The sequence below is a fragment of the Microbulbifer mixtoriginis (SeqCode) genome (assembly GCF_052467945.1).
On sequence record NZ_CP174328.1, the window covers coordinates 2,597,775 to 2,618,663 of the forward strand.

Below are 20,889 nucleotides of genomic sequence, written 5' to 3' on the forward strand. Positions count from 1 at the left end.
CATGGAGCAACAAGTTACACAGACAGTGGAACAATGGCTCACCGATGTTGTGGTGGGCCTAAACCTCTGCCCTTTTGCGCGCAAACCACTACGCGCAGGCCAGATTCGTTATAAGGTCTGTAAGGCAAACAACGAGGATGCTTTACTGGCAGACCTCCTTGCTGAGCTTCAACGACTCGACAGTACGCCGGAAAACGAACTCCTGACTACCCTGCTGATTATTCCAAATTACCTAAAGGATTTTGCTGACTACAATCAATTCCTCGATCAGGCCGAATGGCTACTGAAGCGCAACCATTACGAAGGTATCTATCAGCTGGCCAGCTTCCACCCGGACTATCAATTCGCAGGTACTGCCCCAGAGGATGCCGAGAACCTCACCAATCGGGCACCCTACCCGATTTTGCACCTGCTGCGGGAAGAAAACCTAGCCAAAATGATTGATCTTTACCCAAACCCGGAAGCTATTCCGGAAAATAATATCCAACGGGTAGAGTCTCTTACTCAGGAGGAGAAGCTAAAACTCTTTCCTTACCTTTTCCAGCAGCTGAAAAAATAAACGATGAAGCCCATCGCAGAACTTCTTCGCTTGAAGAAGAAACTCCGCATTATTGGCTTTGACGATGCCCCTTTCCAAAAAGAGCGGGGCTCACCTGTAAACATCAGCGGGATAATATGTACCGATACCCGCTTTGAAGGCATGCTCTGGGGTGAGGTACAAAAAGACGGCATGGATGCTACTGAAGTTATCACGCAAATATTGCAAAGCAGCAAGTTTTACCCCCAGATTAACGTGGTACTGATTGATGGCGTCGCCGTTGGAGGCTTTAATATCATAGATCTCCCCAAACTGGCTGAATCCTTGAAGCGCCCCTGTATCGCGGTAATGCGTAAACCACCGGATATGTCAGCCATTAATAAAGCCCTGAAAAACTTCCCTGATTATTCACTGCGCAGGGAGATTCTACTTAAAGCAGGCAAGGTTTATTCTCACCGTAATTTTTACTTTCAGGTACAGGGCTGTGTCCCGAACATTGCCGCCCAGATACTTGAGCAAGCTACTGATAACGGCAATGTGCCTGAAGCCCTGCGTTTAGCGCATATGATAGGCGCAGCAGTAATGACTGGACAAAGTGGGAACAGAGCCTGAAACATCTCTATAATGTATTTTCTTATCCTTGGCACCTTTGAATTTATTCTTTCCACAATCCAATTAAGGCTAAGAGTGAGGACATCTTTCATTGGATACCAAACTATTATCGGCGACCTGTATCTCAAAATAGGCTGTTAGGAATTCTTTTATCAAGCTTTCTGCTCAGCTCTTCTCCCCATATTGATCAACCCTCCCAAGATATCTCAAAATATCTATTATACTCAGCAGCAAGCAATAGTAATCTGAGTAAATCAGGATCACTCCAATGCCTCAATACTTCAATATCACTTACTGCCTTGACCTCAATATCACCAAGAAAGTAAATTACGCCTATATAGAGGATAATAAGCTGGAAGAAGGCTTTGTTGGTTACAGGTATCGAGTGGAATGTACATGCAGAGCAAAATACCAAGATCCTCCCACCGACATGTCATTCCTGAAAAAAATATTTAAAGCTGAGATTCAGGATCTCTGCGATCATGCTACGATTATTGATTATCAAGACCCCTTTTTAAAGGAAATTATTAACTCCATAGAATACATGGGCATAATCCATCAACAACAAAAAAATGCACAATTTATTCAAGCGAACTCCAAAATTGGGAAATTGTGTATAACACCCTTTAAACCAAGCTCCGAAAACCTCGCTAAAGCTTGGCATGGTGCCATTCATCAAAGAGTTGCCGCCAATAGCTCAGACCTAGATATTAATTTCGAAAAGATCAAAGTCTGGGAAACCAACAATTGGTATACAGAGTTCTCTGTAGATCTGTAATTAAAATGGTGGATAGTGATAGCAAAACAAGTTTCACTTAGAGTGGACCACTCGGGTACATTTCAAGGCTATTTTCACTGGTTTTTAATGAAAGTAGCCCTGAATATTAAAAGGTACTGCAATCTACAGAATAACAGCGCTATCCCTCGAGCCAGAGGTAAAAAGAGCGACTAAAGAAAACTGGCTAAACCCTTGGTCCGTTGAAAGAAACTCCTTGCACCAAAAGTGTAAAACTTCAGAAAATGCAGCTATAGCGGATTGTTTGTCGTCATCAGTTTTAAACTGAGATTCTTGAAATTGCTTTTCCAGCGCAGTGAAGTGACAGCGAACAACAGCCTGGGCATCATTCTTTCTTTGGTCATCCGTGACGGTCAGGGTTAATTGCGAGCTGATGGGTTCCCACTGAATAAGAAAATAACGAGAACTATCATTTACATTTTTACTTAGCTTGGAAATAGCCAGCTCAAGGCTTTCGGCAAGATCCTGATAAATACCCTCACTGCTTAATGCCTGACTTTCCGCATTATATATTTCATACTCAGTATTATCCCCCTCTACCGCTTCAAAGGCGGATATCGAATGACTCATATCCCAAATTAAACCCATAACTCCTCCAGCCAGTCGATCGATTACTCTTAGAAGTGAACTATTTTACGACGTTCACGGCCTCCGTACATCCACTTACGAGGCTCAATTGACTGTATAGATTATAAGCAGTGATCTAGGCCAAGACTGTTATATTTCAGATACTCAGAAAAGGACTATGAGGACTACCTGCCCTCAATTTCGGTCAATTTCCGCGACTTGTGACAGTCTAAAAACCTAACCCCATTTGCCAACCGCAGCCTTTACTTGTTTGTGGGGCGCTGAGATACACGCATGGTGATGTCCGCGTGAAACACTTCCTCACCGTTAGCATCGAAGACACCCACGGGCATAACCACATCACCAACCTGAATAGATGCAAAATCTGGATACTCACAAACCGCACGCAGGTTGGTTTTTGCCATTTTCAGGTACTTAACTTCCATCCCCACGGGTATCCAACGAAAGCGGCGATCCAGAGAAACATCCAAGCAGACCCCGCCGGCTAGTTCGGCAGCATTACACATCGCAATCGCATGCACTGTGCCTATATGGTTTGTCACTCCCCAACGTTTCTTCAGCAATACTTCTACACGCCCCGGTGATACCTCAGCAAAGCAGGGCTTAATAGACCTAAAGTAAGGTGCTTTGAAAGCGACCACCTTCGAAACTGTCCAACGCCCAAACGCCGAACCACCAAACTTCTTCCAAAGCTGCAAAACTGCACTCTTCGAGGACTGATACTCCATCTTGTCTCACTACCTTAACCGTTTACTGATAAGCCCTTTGCTAAGGGGCTTGTTAACGGGGGCACTATACAACATCTCTTCTCTAAATCAGGTAATCAGAACTATCAGGGTAATTGACCCTCAAGTGCGCCTAGGGGTTACCCAAAGACAAAGGAAGCGGAAGATGACCTGTACTCAAGCCTGTGTAGGCTCTCATTCACAGTTTAACCATGCATGCCAACCCTGCACTGAAATTAGCATTTAAATAGAAAGTAAAAGTCGAAAATCTAAAAACACATTCACCGGAACTTAAATATCTATCTATAGCTTGTGAATTGTGAGAACCATTTCTTATCGACAACATGTAATACTTGAAGAAATTTTACCTATGAATCTACAGCAAAATCAAAAAAACCTAAAAACCACCTTTAACTTGTATGCTGGTTATTGTTTAATTTCGTAAGTTAAAATCATAAAAGTCTAAATACTAACATTTAATAAAAGAGGCTTGCCAATGCCTATTGAGCGATTAAGAACTCCCGAAGAGCGCTTTTCCCTTCTGCCAGGCTTTCCCTATCAACCAAAATACATCGATACTCTGGATGGATACGATTCAATGCGTATGGCCTACATTGATGAAGGCACCTCTGATGCAGAAACAACATTTCTTTGCCTACATGGGGAACCAACCTGGAGCTATCTGTACCGAAAAATGATTCCAGTATTCGTAGAAGCTGGGCACCGGGTTATTGCTCCTGATCTCTTTGGTTTTGGTCGTTCCGATAAACCAACAGATGACAATACTTACACCTTTAATTTTCATCGCAACAGCCTGATACAACTTATTGAACACCTAGACCTAAAAAATATCACTTTGGTATGCCAGGACTGGGGTGGACTTCTAGGCCTCACTCTGCCAATGGATATGCCGGAAAGATTTACACGATTACTGGTAATGAATACTGCGATTGCAGCGGGGGATGGCGCTTCGGAAGGTTTTTATCAATGGAGAAATTTTTCTGTCAGTGTTCCAGAGATACCGGTAGGCGGCTTAATTGCCACCGATGCCAGATCGGAAATCAATCTATTTGATATAGTAGCTTATGATGCTCCCTTTCCCGATAACCGCTATAAGGCCGGTGTTCGTCGCTTCCCCTCAATTGTTCCCGTTGATCCCGACATGGAGGGTGTAGAACTTGGGCTAGAGGCCAGAAATTTCTGGTCCAAGACCTGGGAAGGCGATAGCTTTATGGCAATTGGAATGAGGGATGCCGTACTTGGTGAAAAAGTAATGGAAATGCTTAGGGGGATTATCAAAAATTGTCCTCCGCCTCTCAAGCTTGAAGAGGCTGGTCACTTCGTACAGGAATATGGCAAGGAAATTGCTGAAAAAGCCCTATCTCATTTTCAGCTAAAAAAACCTGCCCAATAGATAAGAGTTAAAAAATTAGTGTTTATTGCATCTAAATCAGGCCGAATTAACGGCCTGATTTACTAATCGAATAATTTGATCAACACAACTCAGTTATTGACAGTAAAACTGCTCGACTTGCCTGAGTAGCTGCTAACCTTCCCTGTCCAGCCACTTTTCCAGTTTCCCTTGTGTTTTATGCGATAAGTACCCGCAGGAGTATCCTCACCAATTACCCACTGCCCTTCAGCAAAGGAGCAGGCCAGGCAGTCTACCGCCGTATCCCGTGTCCAGATAAAGCGAGTATCCAAGTCATTGTCAGTAAGATAGGTTTCCCAGTTGCCATTTACCTTACGTTGAATCTCTATAAAGGTATCTCCCGTTCTGAAATCGTTACGGGGATGACCGGAGCGAAAACTCGCGGAGACAGTATCACCAACAGAATAGTTGCTACGTACATCATTCCAAACCTGGCCGAAGGATTCCCATAGGCGCTTATCATCGTAGACGACACCAATGACATGAATTATTTGGTCATTCGATAAATCTGTTGGTGTCGGCCCTGGATCCACCGCCAGATTATTATTCATGGCGTTGGCCATACCTGTATAAATCTGTTGATAAGCCGCCAGGGTGTTGGGCCCATAGATCGTGTGCCCCCCCTCATAGTGTTGCCTGTCAAATTCTTCATGAGTGGTCACATAACCGGTATAAGCATTGGCCAAACCGGCAATAACTACCCTGGTAACACCGTGCCCCTGCATTGAGGCCAATACCTTTTCTTCCAGGCGGCGACCAGCCATAGTGGTCATTTCACTCGGCGCAGCCACTAGGACCAGTGATCCAATGCGAAACATCTGAAATGGCAGATAAGGAGTATACAACTGCTGCCCTACTACTTTACGCTCAACAAAAGTGGGTTTGGGATATTGGCAAGGATCATCCTGTGTATCCTTATAAACGGCAGCCGCAGAGAAAGCATTCATTAACCCAAAGAGCGGGAAACCTCTGATCACTGATTCGAATAGGCTTTCGCTGCGATCCCACTCAGTGCCTTCGTTTTCAACTGACATCCCCTCGAAAATACCATCAATCCCACTGGGACCATCCCAGGAAGAGCCAGCTGTGAATGACCAGCCCACGGCACCTTCGCAAATGTTTTGCTGCCCTTCGCCAGTATATTCCCCGGCTACGGTATAACCGGGGAAATATATGTATTGATGGCGATAATCAAGATTGTTCAATAATTTATTGTTCGAGGTGCTGTAAAGAGACTTCGCTTTGTTTGCCTGTTTTTCTGCAGCCAACTCAAGACTCTCATATTCACTGGAGCCACAACCATTCCCTGGGCCACAAATATTGGGAGAAGCATCACCTAGATTGCTATTGGCAAAGGCCGCAACAAGATTTCCTGTCGAATCTGTCTGATTTGAAGCCCATTGCTCAAATAAATAACTGGCAGCTCCCTTGTGATCACTACTCAACTGACGTTGACCGGTACCAAGTGAAACATTGTGTAGCGCAAACCAGTTAATAATACCCAATGCTTTATTATTCGCATTAACCAGCTTGAGCTGCGTCATAGTTTTGTTGGTATCGTATTGGTAATTGCCCGTATCCGGATTTTGCGCGTAGGGCTCCGGGTTGCGGTTGATACTCGTGTTGAGCAAGGTACCTTGCTCCAGGTAAATGTCGCCCTCTGCCAAACTGCTATTTGCCATAACAATAGATTGGTAGATACCTTCTACGATCGCGTTATAGTTATCTTCCGCATAACCCAGTGCACTCATATTGAGCATCACATAGTGATCATAACCTCCAGGGCCTACGTGGGTGTGGGTGGCCGTGAGCATCACATTTTCATCTGTAAAGCGGTCGTTGCCATACCTACTCTTGAGCTTGGCAACCACACCCTGTTTAACACCTTGAGTAATACTCTGTAAATCGGCGGAAACAAATACCAGACGCTGACTATCCTGAGGATTGGCAATTACAAAAGCACGGGACCACAAGCGGCTATGAATTCCTTTGGTTGTCTGACTGGTTTCTCCATAACCAACCATACCAACATCGGCGGCTGGCCCAGTGATATCGTATTTACCCGTACCTAACAGCCACTCTGCACTGAGAGCCAGGGGGGAGAATCCAAGCAGTATAAAAAATGTGGTATACCATCGAATTATTTTTGTCTTCATTTTTTCTCCATAATTTTTATACGAAAAGTCCTTTCAAAGGCCCTCTATCCTTGATTTCAAGGCGCCAAGAAGCCAGTCCCTTCCGAAAAAATCAGCTTGATATTGTGTAATAAAAACTGGCCGAACCAGTGGATACCTGTGAGTAATTACCAACTACTCACAACGGTTTTCTCTTCCTGATACCGCTGCCTTAGCATTCTAGAAACCGCGAAGAATGATCGGCAGGGTCGATGTCCTTGATCGCACCAGGCGTTTATTATTCTGTAAAGGCACGCGGGTGCCAGCATACTCTAATTATCCCAGTCAGTGTGGTTAACAGAACTCAACGGCCGCCAAAATAAATCTGACATGGTAAATTTCAAAGTAATACCAACCCAATAAAAAACAGAAATAACAATTAATTATTTCTGTTTGCGCCAACTGACAGCATTATTCATCTTATAAAGCACAACAATAAAAAGATGACTCGCGCGTTCTAACAAACACTTGATCAGCCGCTCATCTACCATGGCGATAAAGGACGTAATGAAAAAAAAGACCGATAAAACTCATAGGCTTCCAGTAAACAATCACTGAGCAATGCTGGGAAGGGGATCAAAGTATGGCCAGGTCTTTTCCGGATAAAATGACCTACAAATGGGATAAAATAGAGAAAAATATACCTTGGCTATTTAGTCACGAAAATCCAGATATTCCAGAAAGAAACTTTATTGCCCAGAAAGGGCCCTAAGATGAGTTGCAAATAATGAATAAGCAGTGGTTAGCAAATGCGTATTAAATTACTCAAAGCGGGTTTCACCTCCCTATTCTTACTCGGCATCACACCTCTCTCCATGGCCGCAACCAACTGTAAGGTCAATATGGTTGTCCAAAGTCAATGGGATAAGGGCTATATGGCCTCTGTAGTGGTCCGCAATACTGGCACAGAGCCTATTAATGGATGGAACCTTAATTGGCAATGGCCCGGAGACCAGGTAATTGACGGCTCCTGGAATGCCAAAATTTCCCAAAATGGCAATACTGCAACAGCGGAAGGTACAGGTGACTTTGCCAATATTCCTGTGGGTGAGGCTCGCTCTTTTGGCTTTAATATCGCCTACTCTGGAGGAACACAAGTCCCCTCCAAAATCAATGCCAGTTGTCACAATCAGCAAACCCCTCCACCGACAACATCAGAGCCACCGAAAACCAGCCCGCCCTTATCGGCAATAGAGAGCTACAACTATATTTTGGGCACCCAGACTATCAGCCCTAAGTACAGCTTCACAGGCGAAGGCTCTCTAGTGGAATCCGCTAAAGCCATCCGCGCAATGGGGTCCAACCTACTTAAGATCGCCCTGTCTACCGGCTTGTACGATGAGCTTAACGGCTTGGGCCTTGACTACCAGTTCAAACGTATGCTGGAAGAAGTACCCGCTTACCGAGAGGTGCTTGATATGGACTTCTCCCACTATATGTTCTGGGTGGAGGACTCCGGATCTTGGATGGACAATAAAGGCATGTCTCAGGAAGAACTCACCTGGCAGTACGATAAGATTTATGCGATGGCCGAGTATCTGTTAACGAAATACAGCGGCTCAGGTAAAACGTTTATGATCGGTCATTGGGAGGGCGACTGGAACCTCGTGCAAAAAGCCGATGGAACACGGGACGACAACCAAGTGAAGATTGATCCGCTGCGTATTCAGGGATTGATCGACTGGCTCAATATTCGCCAAAAAGCCATTGAAGATGCCAAGGCCAATATTCCCCACTCCAACGTCAACTTGTATCACTATGTAGAGGTGAATCGGGTTGAATCCGCAATGCAGGGTAAAGAGCGCATCACCAACGCCGTGTTACCACACACCAATGTCGACCTCGTTTCCTACTCAGCCTATGATCTGACTACCAAAGAGAAACACTCTGATTTTGCCACCCTACACGCCGAGCTAACCAAAGCACTGGACTTTATTGAGTCAAAACTGCCGCAAAAAACTGGCCTGCCCTTCGAAAAGCGGGTGTTTATCGGTGAATACGGTTACGGTGAATCTTGGTTTAAAGACTGGGGCACCCGCTCTGGTGAAGCGCAAGATATGTTGTCTCGCAATGTAATTAAAACCTCTCTTGAGTGGGGCTCTCCCTTTATTCTTTACTGGCAGATGTACGGGAACGAATACGATAGCTGGATTAAAGAATTTGTCGGTTACTGGTTGATTGATAACAATGGCAATAAAAAGGAGATTTATCAAACCCACAAGAATTTTTACACTGATGCCAAGAGCTATCTAAATAACTATCACACCAAGCAGGGGGCTTTACCCTCAGAGTCTGAATTCCGCGCTTTTGCCCTAAAATGGTTTGAATCCTCTACTGCTACTAAACCTGACAACACCACTGAGCCCACATCAGGTACGAACACTGGGAACGGCACTAATACTGGAACTGAGCCAACACCCGCAATACCCACAACACCCACAGAGCAACCCCAAGCCTCAGGTCAATGTACGGTGGAATACGCCATTCAAAATGACTGGGGTAATGGATTTATGGCCAATGTTGTCATACGCAATACCGGGGATCAGCCACTGGATGCTTGGCAAATAAAATGGCAATGGCCGGGCAACCAAAAAGTAACCCATTTTTGGAATGCTGAGGTGGTTGACCACTCTGGCTCAGTAACCGCTAGCGGCCAGGATGTTATTCCACCAGGAGAGGCACGTGCCTTTGGATTTAATGGCGAGTATAGCGGAACCAATAGTCAGCCAACTCTTAATGCCACCTGCCAAGCCAGCGGTTCATCCCAGGTTGGCACCGGCAATCCAGCAACTCCCCCCGTAGCCGGAAACCAACCCGGCGATAGCGGAAGCTCCTCTCAGGATGGTACCGGTAAAATCAAACTTTGGTTTATCGGGGATTCAATCACCTATGGTATGACCACCCTGCCCTACAACTCAATGGGGTTCCGCTCACAAATCTGGCAGCAAATCGTCGAGGCCTCTGATGGGAAATCCAGCTTTCCCCTAAGCAGTAGCGATAATAACGGCAGCCTGACCATTAGCTATAATGGTCAGCCCGTAGAAACTATTGGTACTGTGAGTGGCCCAACCGGACCCGATGGAGTAGAGAAGAAGACTGGAAATTACTGGCATACCGGAATTCCTGGAGCAAGTACGAGCGATATGCAGTGCTTTCTTAATCCTACAGGCCATCAAATCCCAGCAGGTTATAGCTCTGCCAGCTGCGCAGATGCTATTGCCTACTTTAATTCTGTCGTTACTGAAATGTGTCGTGAAAGTGGTAACAGCGCAGGGTGGTTAGACAACCAAGCCTGCCCATTAAACCTAAATCTGGCGGCATCAGATGCTATTATTGTGCCTATCCAGCTGGGCACAAACGATATCACCCATCTCAATCGGAATGGCGCTACCCAATGTGGTGCGGCTCCGAAGGCTGGGAGCCTAACGGCTAAGCGCCTAGACGAAGTAGTGGAAAGCATTATCTCTAGCAATAATACTCGAGATAAAACAACGTTGGTGGGCAAAATATACAGCCACCTAAGTGCAATGGGTATACCGGATAATAAAATTGCCTTTGTAATTTCCACCATTCCCCGTAGAACGAACTTGGATGGTCAGGACCCTTCCAACCATTGCACAGACTATTACAACACGAAAATCAAAAGTACTATTGCTAGTATCACTCCTCCGGTAAAGATTCTTCTTGTTGATCAGGGCAATATTGTACCGACAGGTGATTCTGTACACCCAACAACAGCCGGACATAAAGTTATGGCCTGCAACTTGCTGTATGGCTATAACTATGGGCACTCAGAAAATTTTAACTGTCCTACCCCCAATAGCACACCAAAAACTGGTTTACTGCATGCTTTTTCTGCTGTATCAGTAAAATAGCCTCTATTAGCTATTAGAAAGGTGTTCTAAAAATTCTAGTATCCATTAAAAAATAGAAGTGATTTATTGCGGAGCATTTTTGCAAGATATAAAGTCCCCATGGATTGGTGCGGTATCATAAATAATTGTTACAGCCATAAAAGTACTGAAATCTTCCGTTAAATCGAAGAGGTCTACCACATCAATTGTGGCCGGACCTCTTCCTTCTACTGACCGGGTATAGCTAAGATGTAATGCAACTTGGTTAGTCTTTAACACACCCGAAAGTATATTATTCAGTTTCATAGCACGATCACTAATTGACTGAAAAATATAGGAATAAAAACTCTCTACTGAGCATTTCCCAAAAATTGGCGAATAGACCAAAGCATTTTCTGAAAACAATGAAAGAAGTGTATCCAAGTCCCCCCGCTCCAAGGCAGATAGATATTGGTAACAGAGCTGCTCGGTCTCTTTAATATCTACAGATTTCTTCATCATTTATCTTGCCTAGCCAAAGTTCGATCCACCATCTCACCACAAAGCCCAAGGTAATTATTGGGATCAAGCAGCTTATCCACTTCATTATCGGTTAAGGCCTTAGAAACCTCATTATTCTCCTTTAATAGATCCGCAAATGGTCGATCAGTTTCCATTGCTTGACAGCAAATTTTGTAAACAAGATCATGAGCTTTCTCACGGCCAATCTTTGGGCCTAGCCCCATCATCACCGCTTCAGAAGAAACCAAACCTCCAGTCATCTGTAAATTTCGCATCATATTATCTGGGTGTACATTGAGACCCCGCAACGCGAACTTCGCCTGTGCCAATGCCGCAGCGGATAAACAAAAGATTTCAGGAAGAACCACCCACTCAATCTCCCAGGTTCCCGTCGCACGCTCGTGATCTTCCTCCATAGCATTGAGTAACGCCGCCACCTGTTGTCGCACAATGGGCACTATTCCACTCATATATACTGAGGAAACTGGGTTGTGCTTTTGCGGCATAGTGCTAGAAGCACCGCGCCCCGCAGTGAAGGGCTCCGTGACCTCCCCGACTTCTGTCTGTGCCATCAGTTTGATATCTAGGGCTATCTTACTCAGAGTGCCGGTGATTAACCCCAATAGACAGGCGACTTCAGCTATCCGATCACGCATGGTATGCCAGGCGATAACAGGTATAGCGAGATTAAGCTCCTTCATAAGTCCAGCCTGCACCGCTAGGCCTTTATCTCCCAAGGAGGCTAGGTTTCCCGCAGCACCACCAAATTCCCCGACTAGGACTCGTTTCTTAATTTCTGCAAGCCGTTGCTGGTGCCGATGAAAACCCGCTAACCACACAGCTGCTTTATAGCCAAAGGTAATTGGTACAGCTTGTTGAAGGTTACTTCTCGCAACCATTGGCGTATCCCGGTAATCCTCGGCTAGAGCGGCCAGCGCACCGGCGATTTCATCTACTTCCGTCTCCACAAGCTTTAATGCTGCACGAATCTGCAATATAGTAGCGGTGTCGGTAATGTCCTGAGTTGTTGTGCCCCAGTGGCACCACTGCCCTAGCCCCCCCTTACAACGCTCAACTAACTGCTGTACAACTCCAAATACCGGATAGCCAATTAACTCTGTCTGGGATCTCAACTGCTCAAGGTCAATTTCTTCAACACGACAATGTTGGCAAATCTCATCTGCTGCCTCTTTGGGAATGATATCAAGTCTCGCCTGTACCCTGGCCAAGGCAGCCTCTACATCCAAGTAGTACTGAACTCTTTGCCGGTCAGAAAAGATCTCACTCATGGCAGGAGTACTAAAGAGACCAGAAAAGACCTGCGAGTCTATAAGAGTTGCAGCCATTGTTAACCTCCCAAATAACAGGTAACAGCAGCGCTTTAAAGCAAAGTGTAATAATCAAGAAGAGCATAAAATGAGGCAAATACAAGCATCAGTGTGCATATGCCACATTTTCTTTAAAGAGTAGACAATAGTCCCAACTTTCAGAGACATTGGTATGATCCATAGCTGGTAAACTTAACCGGGTCAAATTAAGAAACTATGTAATCAAATTGAAGCAAAGTTGAGATATTCGGCGCTAACCAGCACCTAGGCCAAATGCTAAGTATCCGGTAATAGCTAACAGGAGCAGAAGCCCAATTAATCCCGCACGACCAGGTAATTCTGCAGGTGATGACTGTATGTTTTTTTCACGTACATAGGTGTTAACAATTATTCTTGCTTCTTTAAGATTAATATTCTTGTATTCACGCAGAAGCTTCATAGCTTGAATCATTTGGCCACTTTCAATTGCATCAACTACATCTTCTTCCAATTTCATCATTGGTCCAATTACCGCTCAAGGAACTATAATTTTGGCATATAAAACATGAAAATCCATGAAATCTACTATAGTTATGTCGAACCATTCCTATTAGTGTAATTGGTTCTATAAGAACATCCCCTCAAGAACCTGACTACAAACACCCACAAATTCTTAAATAATCTTTAATGTTACTGACTGAAAAAATAAACTACGTACTCTATAACCACCTAGGGCAAGCCGCCACTAAATCCTTTTTGGGAAACCCTAAAGACAACAACGTTAAAGCACCTAGATCACACAAAAATATTACCAGTGAGACTTACAAGTGCGACAACTATACCCTTCTCACACATCGACCAACACAAGAGCAACCCCCTTTAACCCAATAAGATATTGAAATCATTGATTTAGATCAATAACCCGCATCTCAAGACAGGGAATCAAAAAATATAAAAATATCAAAAATGAAGTCATTAACAACCAGAAAGCCTACAACTGCATCAATCAAAAACGATAAAGCACAAAATAAAAAGCATGCTCCTGAAATATTTTTGAGCACAAAAAAAATCATTCACTATTCAAAAGAAAACAAAACAAACACTAAACCTGCATCAACTCTCTCTTAAAAAAATCAAATACTCCCAAATAGGTATAGAGATCTAACCACCAAGAATCACAGCTAACAAAAAACCATAAAATAAGAAGCGCCCATGGGAAATCAATTACAATTTAACAATTGCCAATAAAAATCCAACTTCGTATACTGAAATTCTATCAAAAAACAATAAACTTAAAGCTAGTGGGCACAGGATGTGCATTGACAACCTGAAAAGCAAACAAGCTATACCGTCAACATCTAGAAAAGGAATTTTAACATTAAAACGAGCAACACAAGCCGAGTTTGGCTGGAAGATCTATCCGAGGAAGCACTTAACCATAGGGCTGTAAATCATACCTATTTAATACGGTTTAGTGAGGCATCCCTGCCAAACTTTCCTTATGTTGTGGCTGATTTTGCACAACAATACAGCCTATACACATCCCGATTTATTAACTTATTAAGTGCAGCCATCTCCAAGCTGACCATTCCGGAGCACCGAAATATACTCTTGGAAAACCTGAACGAAGAATCTGGTAATTATGAGGAGGATGAACTCCGAATACTAAATCACCATGGAATAGATCCAAGGTGGATAAAAAATATCCCCCATGCTGATCTTTTTACCCGCTTTAAAGAAAAGGTCACACAGGGTAAACAAGAAACACCTCTTTCGGATGATGCGATCATCTGGTATGACATGCTTTCAATGGTATTACTTTATGGCTCTACCGAGGAAGCAATAGGAGCTTTAGGGATAGGAACAGAGCATGTAGTGAGTACAATTTATCCATATATTGAAAAGGGGTTGAAGCATTTACCTGAAATTCAGCCCAAGGACTACTGCTTCTTTTCCGTTCACACTCTAATCGACGATGATCATGCTGAAAGTCTCAAGCAGATCGCATTAACTTTTGCCGAGACAGAGGAAGGAAGGAGGCGTCTTCGCCAGGGTGCAACTAAGGCTCTGAATTTAAGAGCTGCTTTTTGGGATGGCATGCTTGCACGAGCATACAACAATACAAAAATCATCGACAACAATTATAACTCGACAACCACACAAGTATCAGGAGTGGCTCAGGATGAACCAACCTATATCAACTGAATCAATTTATAATGCACAAGCCACGAATTGGCTTAGATCAGAAAAAATACTGTTGAGCGACTTCACGGCAAGACCTCGTGTTTTAGAGGCTCTGGGCAAAATCAAAGACCAAGATATCCTAGACTTTGGCTGTGGAGAGGGCTATGTATCACGCATGCTGATAGAGGCTGGTGTCAAGTCAATTTTTGGAGTTGACTCTTCTGCTGAAATGATAGCTCAAGCACAATCGATGGCTAAGGAACTCAAGCTATCTAATGCAACTTATACCGTAGGCAATGCAGTTTCATTTAATCAATTTCCACAAACCAGATTCGACAAGGCCATTGCCGTATTCCTTTTCAATTACCTGACTATCGAAGAAATGACTCAGGTAATGAGTAAAGTACGTTCTTTGCTGGTAGCAGGTGGTACTTTTGTCTTTACCGTACCCCATCCATGCCTCCCCTTTATGAGGGAAGAAAGCCCACCGTTTTACTTTGAACATGGTGAAAAATCTTATCTCGACGGTATAAATAAGACCTTTGAGGGGAAAATCTGGCGTAGAGATGGTGTACCGGTCTCTGTTCGCTGTGTACATAAAACCTTTGCACACTACTTCGAAGCCCTTGCTAAAGCCGGCTTTAACAGCCTACCCGAAGTCAAAGAATTAGCTGTAACGGATGAACATCTGGCATTTGACCCTGAATTTTTTGGTCCACTAAAAGGCTATCCATTGCATGTGTTATTTAAGGTGAAGGTAAATGATTGATATAGCACCTGACGAGACTATCCGTGCACAGGCATGGACAGCCGCAGAGTTGGAAGCTAAACCCAACTGGAAATTTAATTGGCCTAATGACTGGCCAAATGAAATCAAAGCCCTGCAAGAATGGTCTAAAGAGCAGGACAACCCTATTCGGGCTTTGCAAGCAGATTCTGTTGCCACTCCTCAGTTTGATCAGCTCGCCCAAAAAATCAAAAGTGAAATCCATGAAGGCAATGGTGTTACTTGGATTCGAGGAGTAAAAGGCTTTGATCAAACAACACTAAATCTTCTGTTTCTCAAAATCAGCCTGGCAATGGGGCAGACTATTGATACCTACGGTAGACTCTACGGCATTTTAGATACGGGCAAAAGCTATAAAGACGAAGCCATTCCTGTTTCACAAACTAACGCAGCAACTGGTGTACATACAGATAGCTCACAACGAGCCATACAACCAAATATTTTAGGGCTCTGCTGTATTACCCCCGCGATTCAAGGTGGTAAATCTAAAGTAGTTTCTGCAGCCCAGGTACATCAAAATCTCAAGAAACAGGCACCTAAAAAGCTAGAGCTGCTCTACAAGAATTACATTCGAGATCTTGTCACACCAGGGAGCGATAAAGATATCCAGAATATTCTGAACAATCATTTCCCGATTTTCAGCTATGCCAATGGCAAAATTTCTATCCGCTATATGCGCTACTGGATAGAGAAAGGCCATCAACGAGTCAATAATCCCTTAACGGCAGAGGTACTTCAAGCACTGGATCTTCTTGATGGAGAACTAAACAACAAAGAAAATGTTGTTAGCTTTTATATGAATTCTGGCGATATGATTTTTATTGACAATACTAGAGTCTTGCACGATCGCGATGAATTTATAGACACACCCGAGCAAAAACGTATATATACAAGGGTGTGGATAGATTAAGTGCTTACAGGCTCCAGGAGAATCTTCTCCGGGGGCCTGGCAATTAGGTACATAAGTCTACTGGGTAAGTAATTATAAAGTCGGATCCGCTTTAATCATTCTCACTAGCAACATAAGTATGAGGAAGCTGAATATATTCAAAAAACTTTCGCCCAAATCGGCCTCCAGTACTCTCTCTAACTCCAGATCTGCCAAAAAGCAGCTCCCCTATATTCACTCCAACCCCAACATAGAGCTCTCTACGCAAAGGGTCGTCTCGTTCTTTTTCTTTCAAAGTGAAACCCCGAGCAAAGTAACCCCCATGTAACTCCAGATAATTAAGAGGATTTCTCCGTGATAAGCCAAAACCACTTAACTTTAAGGCCAGTAGATATTTTTGCCCCGAGTAATCTGAGTGTGGCTTAAAGCCAGAGCGATTACCCGATGGAAGATATTCTAGACGAAAATCCAGCTTTTCCCTAAGCCCGGGGATATTCCGTCTTAGGTAAGAGATTCCTACTCCTGCAGTATTGGCAACAACGTCCTCCCAGGCAAAGCCATGCTCCTTAGAGTAACCATCGCCTAACTCCACAAATAACATACTCAACCAAGCTAGAGTAACTGCACTAGCCTCCGCCCCTACAGCATTATCAGCCTTGCAGTGAATGGCATCTGTAAAGAATTCACTGAGAAGATAGCTCCCATAGACATGACCGAGCTTATCCATACCACCATTGGCAGTATCATCCTCAAAGAAACCCTCACTAGTTGTACCAAAACTACTAGATCCCCAGTCCCAATCCACTAAACCAATCGCTAAAGTGGAAACAGCTACCCCTGCAGCCTCAAATGGAATGGTAGAAAGATGCTGCTTGAATTTAGGCAGTTTAAAGCCATGCCAGCTAGAATCAGCCACCGGATACTGCTGTACACAACCAAATCTTTGTGATTCTTCGAAGGACATTGAATTACGGCCTACGGGGCTGACCACCTCTTTAGCTAACCCCTCAAAGCTCCACATAGCAAAAAGCATGACCAAAGAAATTCTCTGAGCTATTACACGATTCATCATTTCCATTTATTCCTTTAATAGGAAAATCCGACTTAAAATTTTATCGCACTCAAGGGTAAGTGTTGTATGACAAAGCAAGCTATCTTAGCAATAAAGCCAAACTTGATAGCTCAACCTTCCTTATTATCTCTACATATACCAATCATTAAGCATAGAAATAAATATGGACAAGGTCCAGAAACAGACCTAAAAGAGATTATTGCGCCAAAAAGGTGGGACGGGGCATATTGAATCAACTGATATTATTATTGGAACAACTCACTTCAAGACAATGCATCAGCCTATAAACACCGCTCCAGGAGGATAAAGCATCTATAAAGACAAAGTGATTTATTCCATATGAATAATCGACTAACCGCCAAGTATTGACGCTTTAAATTAAAGATTAGCAAAAATCAACGTCAAACAACATTACATAATAAGAATTTACTGTCTATCAACACTTGAAAGTGCACCCCAAAAATCAGCCTCATAAGCTTGAATAAGCCTTACGCGAGTTTCAATATCCGACTCACTTACTCCGGAGGCCAAGCCTTTTGCCACTATAGCTATAGCCTGCTCCCTAAAATCAGAGTGTAAAGTGCTAAAATTGATTAAGAACTCCAACTGACTATCAGACAACCCCCTATATTGTTTAAGTGCTTTTGCCATACGGCCAACATTTTTACCAAAACTTTGAAAGTTGATTAAAAGAGCTGCCGCAATCTCTGCAGGTTGTGCATAATTTGCCAACCATGTTGTATAAGCTGGATACGCCTGTGCCCTAGCTAGCGGACGATATTTAGTAATTTGACTTTCCGAGATATTAAGTGCCTGAATTAGAGCCGGTAATTGCTCACTGGCTGACATCTCATTAACAACTAAACGATAAAAAAATTTGTTACTCACCTTACTTGAAGAATCACCGAATCGATGCAATGAGAGTGCGTTATTGCGAAGGTCAGATTGAATAATCAAACGCTGCTCCAGTGCAAAAGCGTTTATAACTGACATTGACAACTCATTCTTTTCCAGTTTTTGGAGAATGGCAGGAACTTCATTACTAAGATATTTATTTTCAAGCCGTTGGATTAATTTCTCAGCCCCACTTCGTTTCTTCTCAATAGTTTCCGCAACAGAATTCGCCACAACTATTACTGCGAATATAAAAAAAAATCCTAACCTGATAAAAAAACCTGAAGTCACCTTATAGCGCTCCAAAACCTAAAGCGATAAGCATAGCATCTCAATCAGTAATTAGCGCAGATTGCGCCGAGATAATCACGCTACTTGAAAGCTGTAATCTCTATCTCAAATATCTACAACTATATATTGAAGATTGATTTCTCATTTATCTATGTAAAGTCTTTCTTCAGAAAGCGAATGATAATACTCGTTCTTAATCCTCCCCCAAGATAACCTTGTTAAATCGACCTGCCTGCTTGTACCAAAATTGGCAATCGCGGCCAAATTTTTTAGCTTGCAAATTGCATCCTCAACCTCAGAATAACGAAACCACTCAGGATAAAACTCCGGGTAGCACTGTTCATCAGGCACTAATGGCGTACAACCTGCTACGGCAGCCTCCATTACCGCCAATCCCTGAAATTCGTGGTATGCGGTAGATAGAAATACATGACTGTTATGCAAGGTTTGTCGGTATAGAGATTCACTCTCCACGTACCCCACCACTAGCAGATTTTCACTAAACTCCCGTTGTATCTGCTCAAACTCTTTTGGGCTATTACGAAAGGATTGCCCCATCAGGTTGAGTAAGAATTTTACCTTTTTCTCTTTTAGGCCCCGAAGGATTTGCAGCAGACGGTCAGCGCCTTTGTCATATTCCCAGCGGGCGGCCCAACTGATGATTAGCGTATCCTCGCTTACTTCACCCTGATAACCCTGCCCCCAGCGGTGATCCCAGCAAAAATCAGCTTGTGTGTACTCTTGAGTAAAGAGTGCATCCTCTAGTGGTACTGGCAGCACCTTCGACTTACTTGTAATTTCTTCACAAATTCCCATCGGTACACAGTCCGGGAAGCGCTTTAAAAGCTTGGCTGCGCCCTCAATCAGGGTGCGGCGGTTGTATTCCGAATTAAACAGCAACAGGTCACCGGCTAGCGCAGTATAGATATTGAGTAGCTGTGGCTCTATAGACCGGAACGCACCTGAACTTACTGGATAGGCAAACTGATTCTCGTGGAAGTAGACCACTGTGGGCACCCCCACTATCTCAGGCACTAAGCCGCGCAACGCACTGAGATCGGTCATAGACGTGGCAACAATTAGGTCCCACTGTTGCTTTAGTATTTGCGCCGTCTCTCCCCTGGCCCAAGAAAGGCTGTTGCCACGTATACGCCAGCTGAAATAGCGCGGGGGCAGTGTCAAGACTGTCCACTGCCACTCGGGGAAGGCGGCGACTAGGCCTTTACGCCAACGCTTGTGACTGTCGGCATCATAGGCCGAGAGCAATAAAACTTTCATGGGGGAATCTGAAACAACAAAGAGTGGCAATCAGAGCTGGAAACAGGAGTATCCAACTCTGCCATGGGCTCAAGGAAGAGTAAGATCAGTCGAAAGAGCGCATATTCATCAGGCGAGCAAACAGACTAGAGGTATCCCAGCGAGAACCGCCGATCGCCTGCACCTCACTATAAAATTGATCCACCAGTGCCGTCACCGGTAACAGGGCGCCATTATGCTGGGCTTCCTGTAAAACGATGGCCAAATCCTTCCGCATCCAGTCCACGGCAAAGCCGTGATCATATTCACCGGCCAGCATTGTTTTTGAGCGGTTTTCCATCTGCCAGCTTTGTGCCGCGCCCTTGGAAATTACATCCACGACCTGTTCGCCATCCAGCCCTGCCGCTTTAGCAAAATGCAGCCCCTCTGCCAGCCCCTGCACCACACCGGCAATGCAGATTTGGTTGACCATTTTACAAAGCTGGCCACTGCCCACCGGGCCCAATAAGGTAACAGCACGGGCAAAAGTATCTATCAACGGCTTTACACGTTCAAAATCTGTCTCTTCACCACCAACCATTACGGTGAGAACCCCATTTTCCGCACCGGCCTGGCCACCAGATACTGGGGCATCGAGAAAGCCGATACCTTTCTCTTTGCCATTTGCTGCCAGTTCACGCGCGACATCTGCCGAGGCAGTAGTATGATCGACGAACAGGGTGCCCTTTTCCATAGTGGCGAAGGCGCCCTGCTCTCCAGCAACCACCTGGCGCAAATCGTTATCATTACCCACACAGGCAAACACCACCTCTGCACCTTTTGCGGCCTCAGCGGGTGTTTCGAAGCTCTCCCCCTCATACTCGCCCAGCCATTTTTCTGCACGGCTGGCGGTGCGGTTATATACCCGCACTGAGTGACCCGCTTTTGCCAGGTAACCCGCCATTGGGTAACCCATTACTCCCAAGCCAATAAACGCTACCGTTGCCAT

The 20,889-nt window shown here is 44.3% G+C and carries 18 protein-coding genes; 8 read left to right on the forward strand and 10 right to left on the reverse strand.

Annotation, left to right across the window (positions count from 1 at the left end; translation table 11 throughout):
- Nucleotide 1 precedes the first annotated feature (1 nt).
- From ACJJIJ_RS11405 to ACJJIJ_RS11415, 3 genes are all read left to right on the forward strand, one after another.
- Nucleotides 2-559 (forward strand): DUF1415 domain-containing protein, encoded by a 558-nt coding sequence (locus ACJJIJ_RS11405; RefSeq protein WP_252082491.1) that lies wholly within the window; start codon nt 2-4, stop codon nt 557-559.
- A 30-nt stretch (nt 560-589) separates the two neighbouring features.
- Nucleotides 590-1,150: an endonuclease dU gene (locus tag ACJJIJ_RS11410; RefSeq protein WP_444902755.1), complete on the forward strand. Its 561-nt coding sequence runs from the start codon at nt 590-592 to the stop codon at nt 1,148-1,150.
- 268 nt (nt 1,151-1,418) lie between these two features.
- On the forward strand, nt 1,419-1,928 hold the full coding sequence (locus ACJJIJ_RS11415) for a 6-carboxytetrahydropterin synthase (RefSeq protein WP_444937446.1): 510 nt from the start codon (nt 1,419-1,421) through the stop codon (nt 1,926-1,928).
- A 123-nt stretch (nt 1,929-2,051) separates the two neighbouring features.
- On the opposite strand, the gene ACJJIJ_RS11420 is transcribed toward ACJJIJ_RS11415, so the two are convergent.
- Together ACJJIJ_RS11420 and ACJJIJ_RS11425 are read right to left on the reverse strand one after the other, a co-directional pair.
- Nucleotides 2,052-2,534, reverse strand: coding sequence for a hypothetical protein (locus ACJJIJ_RS11420; RefSeq protein ID WP_444937447.1), 483 nt, complete (start codon nt 2,532-2,534; stop codon nt 2,052-2,054).
- A gap of 242 nt (nt 2,535-2,776) precedes the next feature.
- Nucleotides 2,777-3,262, reverse strand: coding sequence for a hotdog fold domain-containing protein (locus ACJJIJ_RS11425; protein ID WP_444886779.1), 486 nt, complete (start codon nt 3,260-3,262; stop codon nt 2,777-2,779).
- Nucleotides 3,263-3,755: 493 nt separating this feature from the next.
- Here ACJJIJ_RS11425 and ACJJIJ_RS11430 point away from each other — a divergent pair, with 493 nt between their 5' ends.
- Nucleotides 3,756-4,673, forward strand: a complete 918-nt coding sequence (locus ACJJIJ_RS11430; protein ID WP_444937448.1) for a haloalkane dehalogenase — start codon at nt 3,756-3,758, stop codon at nt 4,671-4,673.
- Between the two features lie 89 nt (nt 4,674-4,762).
- On the opposite strand, the gene ACJJIJ_RS11435 is transcribed toward ACJJIJ_RS11430, so the two are convergent.
- Nucleotides 4,763-6,847 (reverse strand): neutral/alkaline ceramidase, encoded by a 2,085-nt coding sequence (locus tag ACJJIJ_RS11435; RefSeq protein WP_444937449.1) that lies wholly within the window; start codon nt 6,845-6,847, stop codon nt 4,763-4,765.
- A 767-nt stretch (nt 6,848-7,614) separates the two neighbouring features.
- On the opposite strand from ACJJIJ_RS11435, the gene ACJJIJ_RS11440 reads away from it, so the two are divergent.
- Nucleotides 7,615-10,740 carry a cellulose binding domain-containing protein gene (locus tag ACJJIJ_RS11440; protein WP_444937450.1) on the forward strand — a complete coding sequence of 1,042 codons (3,126 nt, stop codon included), beginning with the start codon at nt 7,615-7,617 and terminating at the stop codon, nt 10,738-10,740.
- A 63-nt stretch (nt 10,741-10,803) separates the two neighbouring features.
- Here the strand turns inward: ACJJIJ_RS11440 and ACJJIJ_RS11445 are convergent, their stop codons facing one another.
- The 3 genes from ACJJIJ_RS11445 to ACJJIJ_RS11455 all read right to left on the reverse strand — a co-directional run bounded on the left by ACJJIJ_RS11445 (nt 10,804) and on the right by ACJJIJ_RS11455 (nt 13,047).
- On the reverse strand, nt 10,804-11,220 hold the full coding sequence (locus tag ACJJIJ_RS11445; RefSeq protein ID WP_444902759.1) for a nuclear transport factor 2 family protein: 417 nt from the start codon (nt 11,218-11,220) through the stop codon (nt 10,804-10,806).
- Nucleotides 11,217-12,566: a 3-carboxy-cis,cis-muconate cycloisomerase gene (pcaB, locus tag ACJJIJ_RS11450; RefSeq protein ID WP_444937451.1), complete on the reverse strand. Its 1,350-nt coding sequence runs from the start codon at nt 12,564-12,566 to the stop codon at nt 11,217-11,219. The genes ACJJIJ_RS11445 and pcaB overlap by 4 nt, the downstream gene beginning before the upstream one ends.
- 235 nt (nt 12,567-12,801) lie before the next feature.
- Nucleotides 12,802-13,047, reverse strand: a complete 246-nt coding sequence (locus ACJJIJ_RS11455) for a hypothetical protein (protein ID WP_444916265.1) — start codon at nt 13,045-13,047, stop codon at nt 12,802-12,804.
- A 986-nt stretch (nt 13,048-14,033) separates the two neighbouring features.
- Here ACJJIJ_RS11455 and ACJJIJ_RS11460 point away from each other — a divergent pair.
- From ACJJIJ_RS11460 to ACJJIJ_RS11470, 3 genes are read left to right on the forward strand one after another with little or no spacing between them, the layout of a single operon-like run.
- Nucleotides 14,034-14,732 (forward strand): iron-containing redox enzyme family protein, encoded by a 699-nt coding sequence (locus ACJJIJ_RS11460; protein WP_444937452.1) that lies wholly within the window; start codon nt 14,034-14,036, stop codon nt 14,730-14,732.
- Nucleotides 14,710-15,480, forward strand: coding sequence for a class I SAM-dependent methyltransferase (locus ACJJIJ_RS11465; RefSeq protein WP_252082512.1), 771 nt, complete (start codon nt 14,710-14,712; stop codon nt 15,478-15,480). The genes ACJJIJ_RS11460 and ACJJIJ_RS11465 overlap by 23 nt, the downstream gene beginning before the upstream one ends.
- Nucleotides 15,473-16,408, forward strand: a complete 936-nt coding sequence (locus ACJJIJ_RS11470; protein WP_252082514.1) for a TauD/TfdA family dioxygenase — start codon at nt 15,473-15,475, stop codon at nt 16,406-16,408. The genes ACJJIJ_RS11465 and ACJJIJ_RS11470 overlap by 8 nt, the downstream gene beginning before the upstream one ends.
- Before the next feature lie 91 nt (nt 16,409-16,499).
- Here the strand turns inward: ACJJIJ_RS11470 and ACJJIJ_RS11475 are convergent, their stop codons facing one another.
- The 4 genes from ACJJIJ_RS11475 to ACJJIJ_RS11490 all read right to left on the reverse strand — a co-directional run bounded on the left by ACJJIJ_RS11475 (nt 16,500) and on the right by ACJJIJ_RS11490 (nt 20,889).
- Nucleotides 16,500-17,465 (reverse strand): DUF2279 domain-containing protein, encoded by a 966-nt coding sequence (locus tag ACJJIJ_RS11475; protein ID WP_444937453.1) that lies wholly within the window; start codon nt 17,463-17,465, stop codon nt 16,500-16,502.
- Nucleotides 17,466-17,885: 420 nt separating this feature from the next.
- A complete protein-coding gene (locus ACJJIJ_RS11480; protein WP_444937454.1) occupies nt 17,886-18,644 on the reverse strand; it encodes a thiaminase II/PqqC family protein in 759 nt (252 codons plus the stop codon).
- 141 nt (nt 18,645-18,785) lie between these two features.
- Nucleotides 18,786-19,922, reverse strand: a complete 1,137-nt coding sequence (locus tag ACJJIJ_RS11485; RefSeq protein WP_444937455.1) for a tRNA-queuosine alpha-mannosyltransferase domain-containing protein — start codon at nt 19,920-19,922, stop codon at nt 18,786-18,788.
- Nucleotides 19,923-20,007: 85 nt separating this feature from the next.
- Entirely contained in the window at nt 20,008-20,889 is an 882-nt protein-coding gene (locus tag ACJJIJ_RS11490) for an NAD(P)-dependent oxidoreductase (RefSeq protein WP_444937456.1), read from the reverse strand.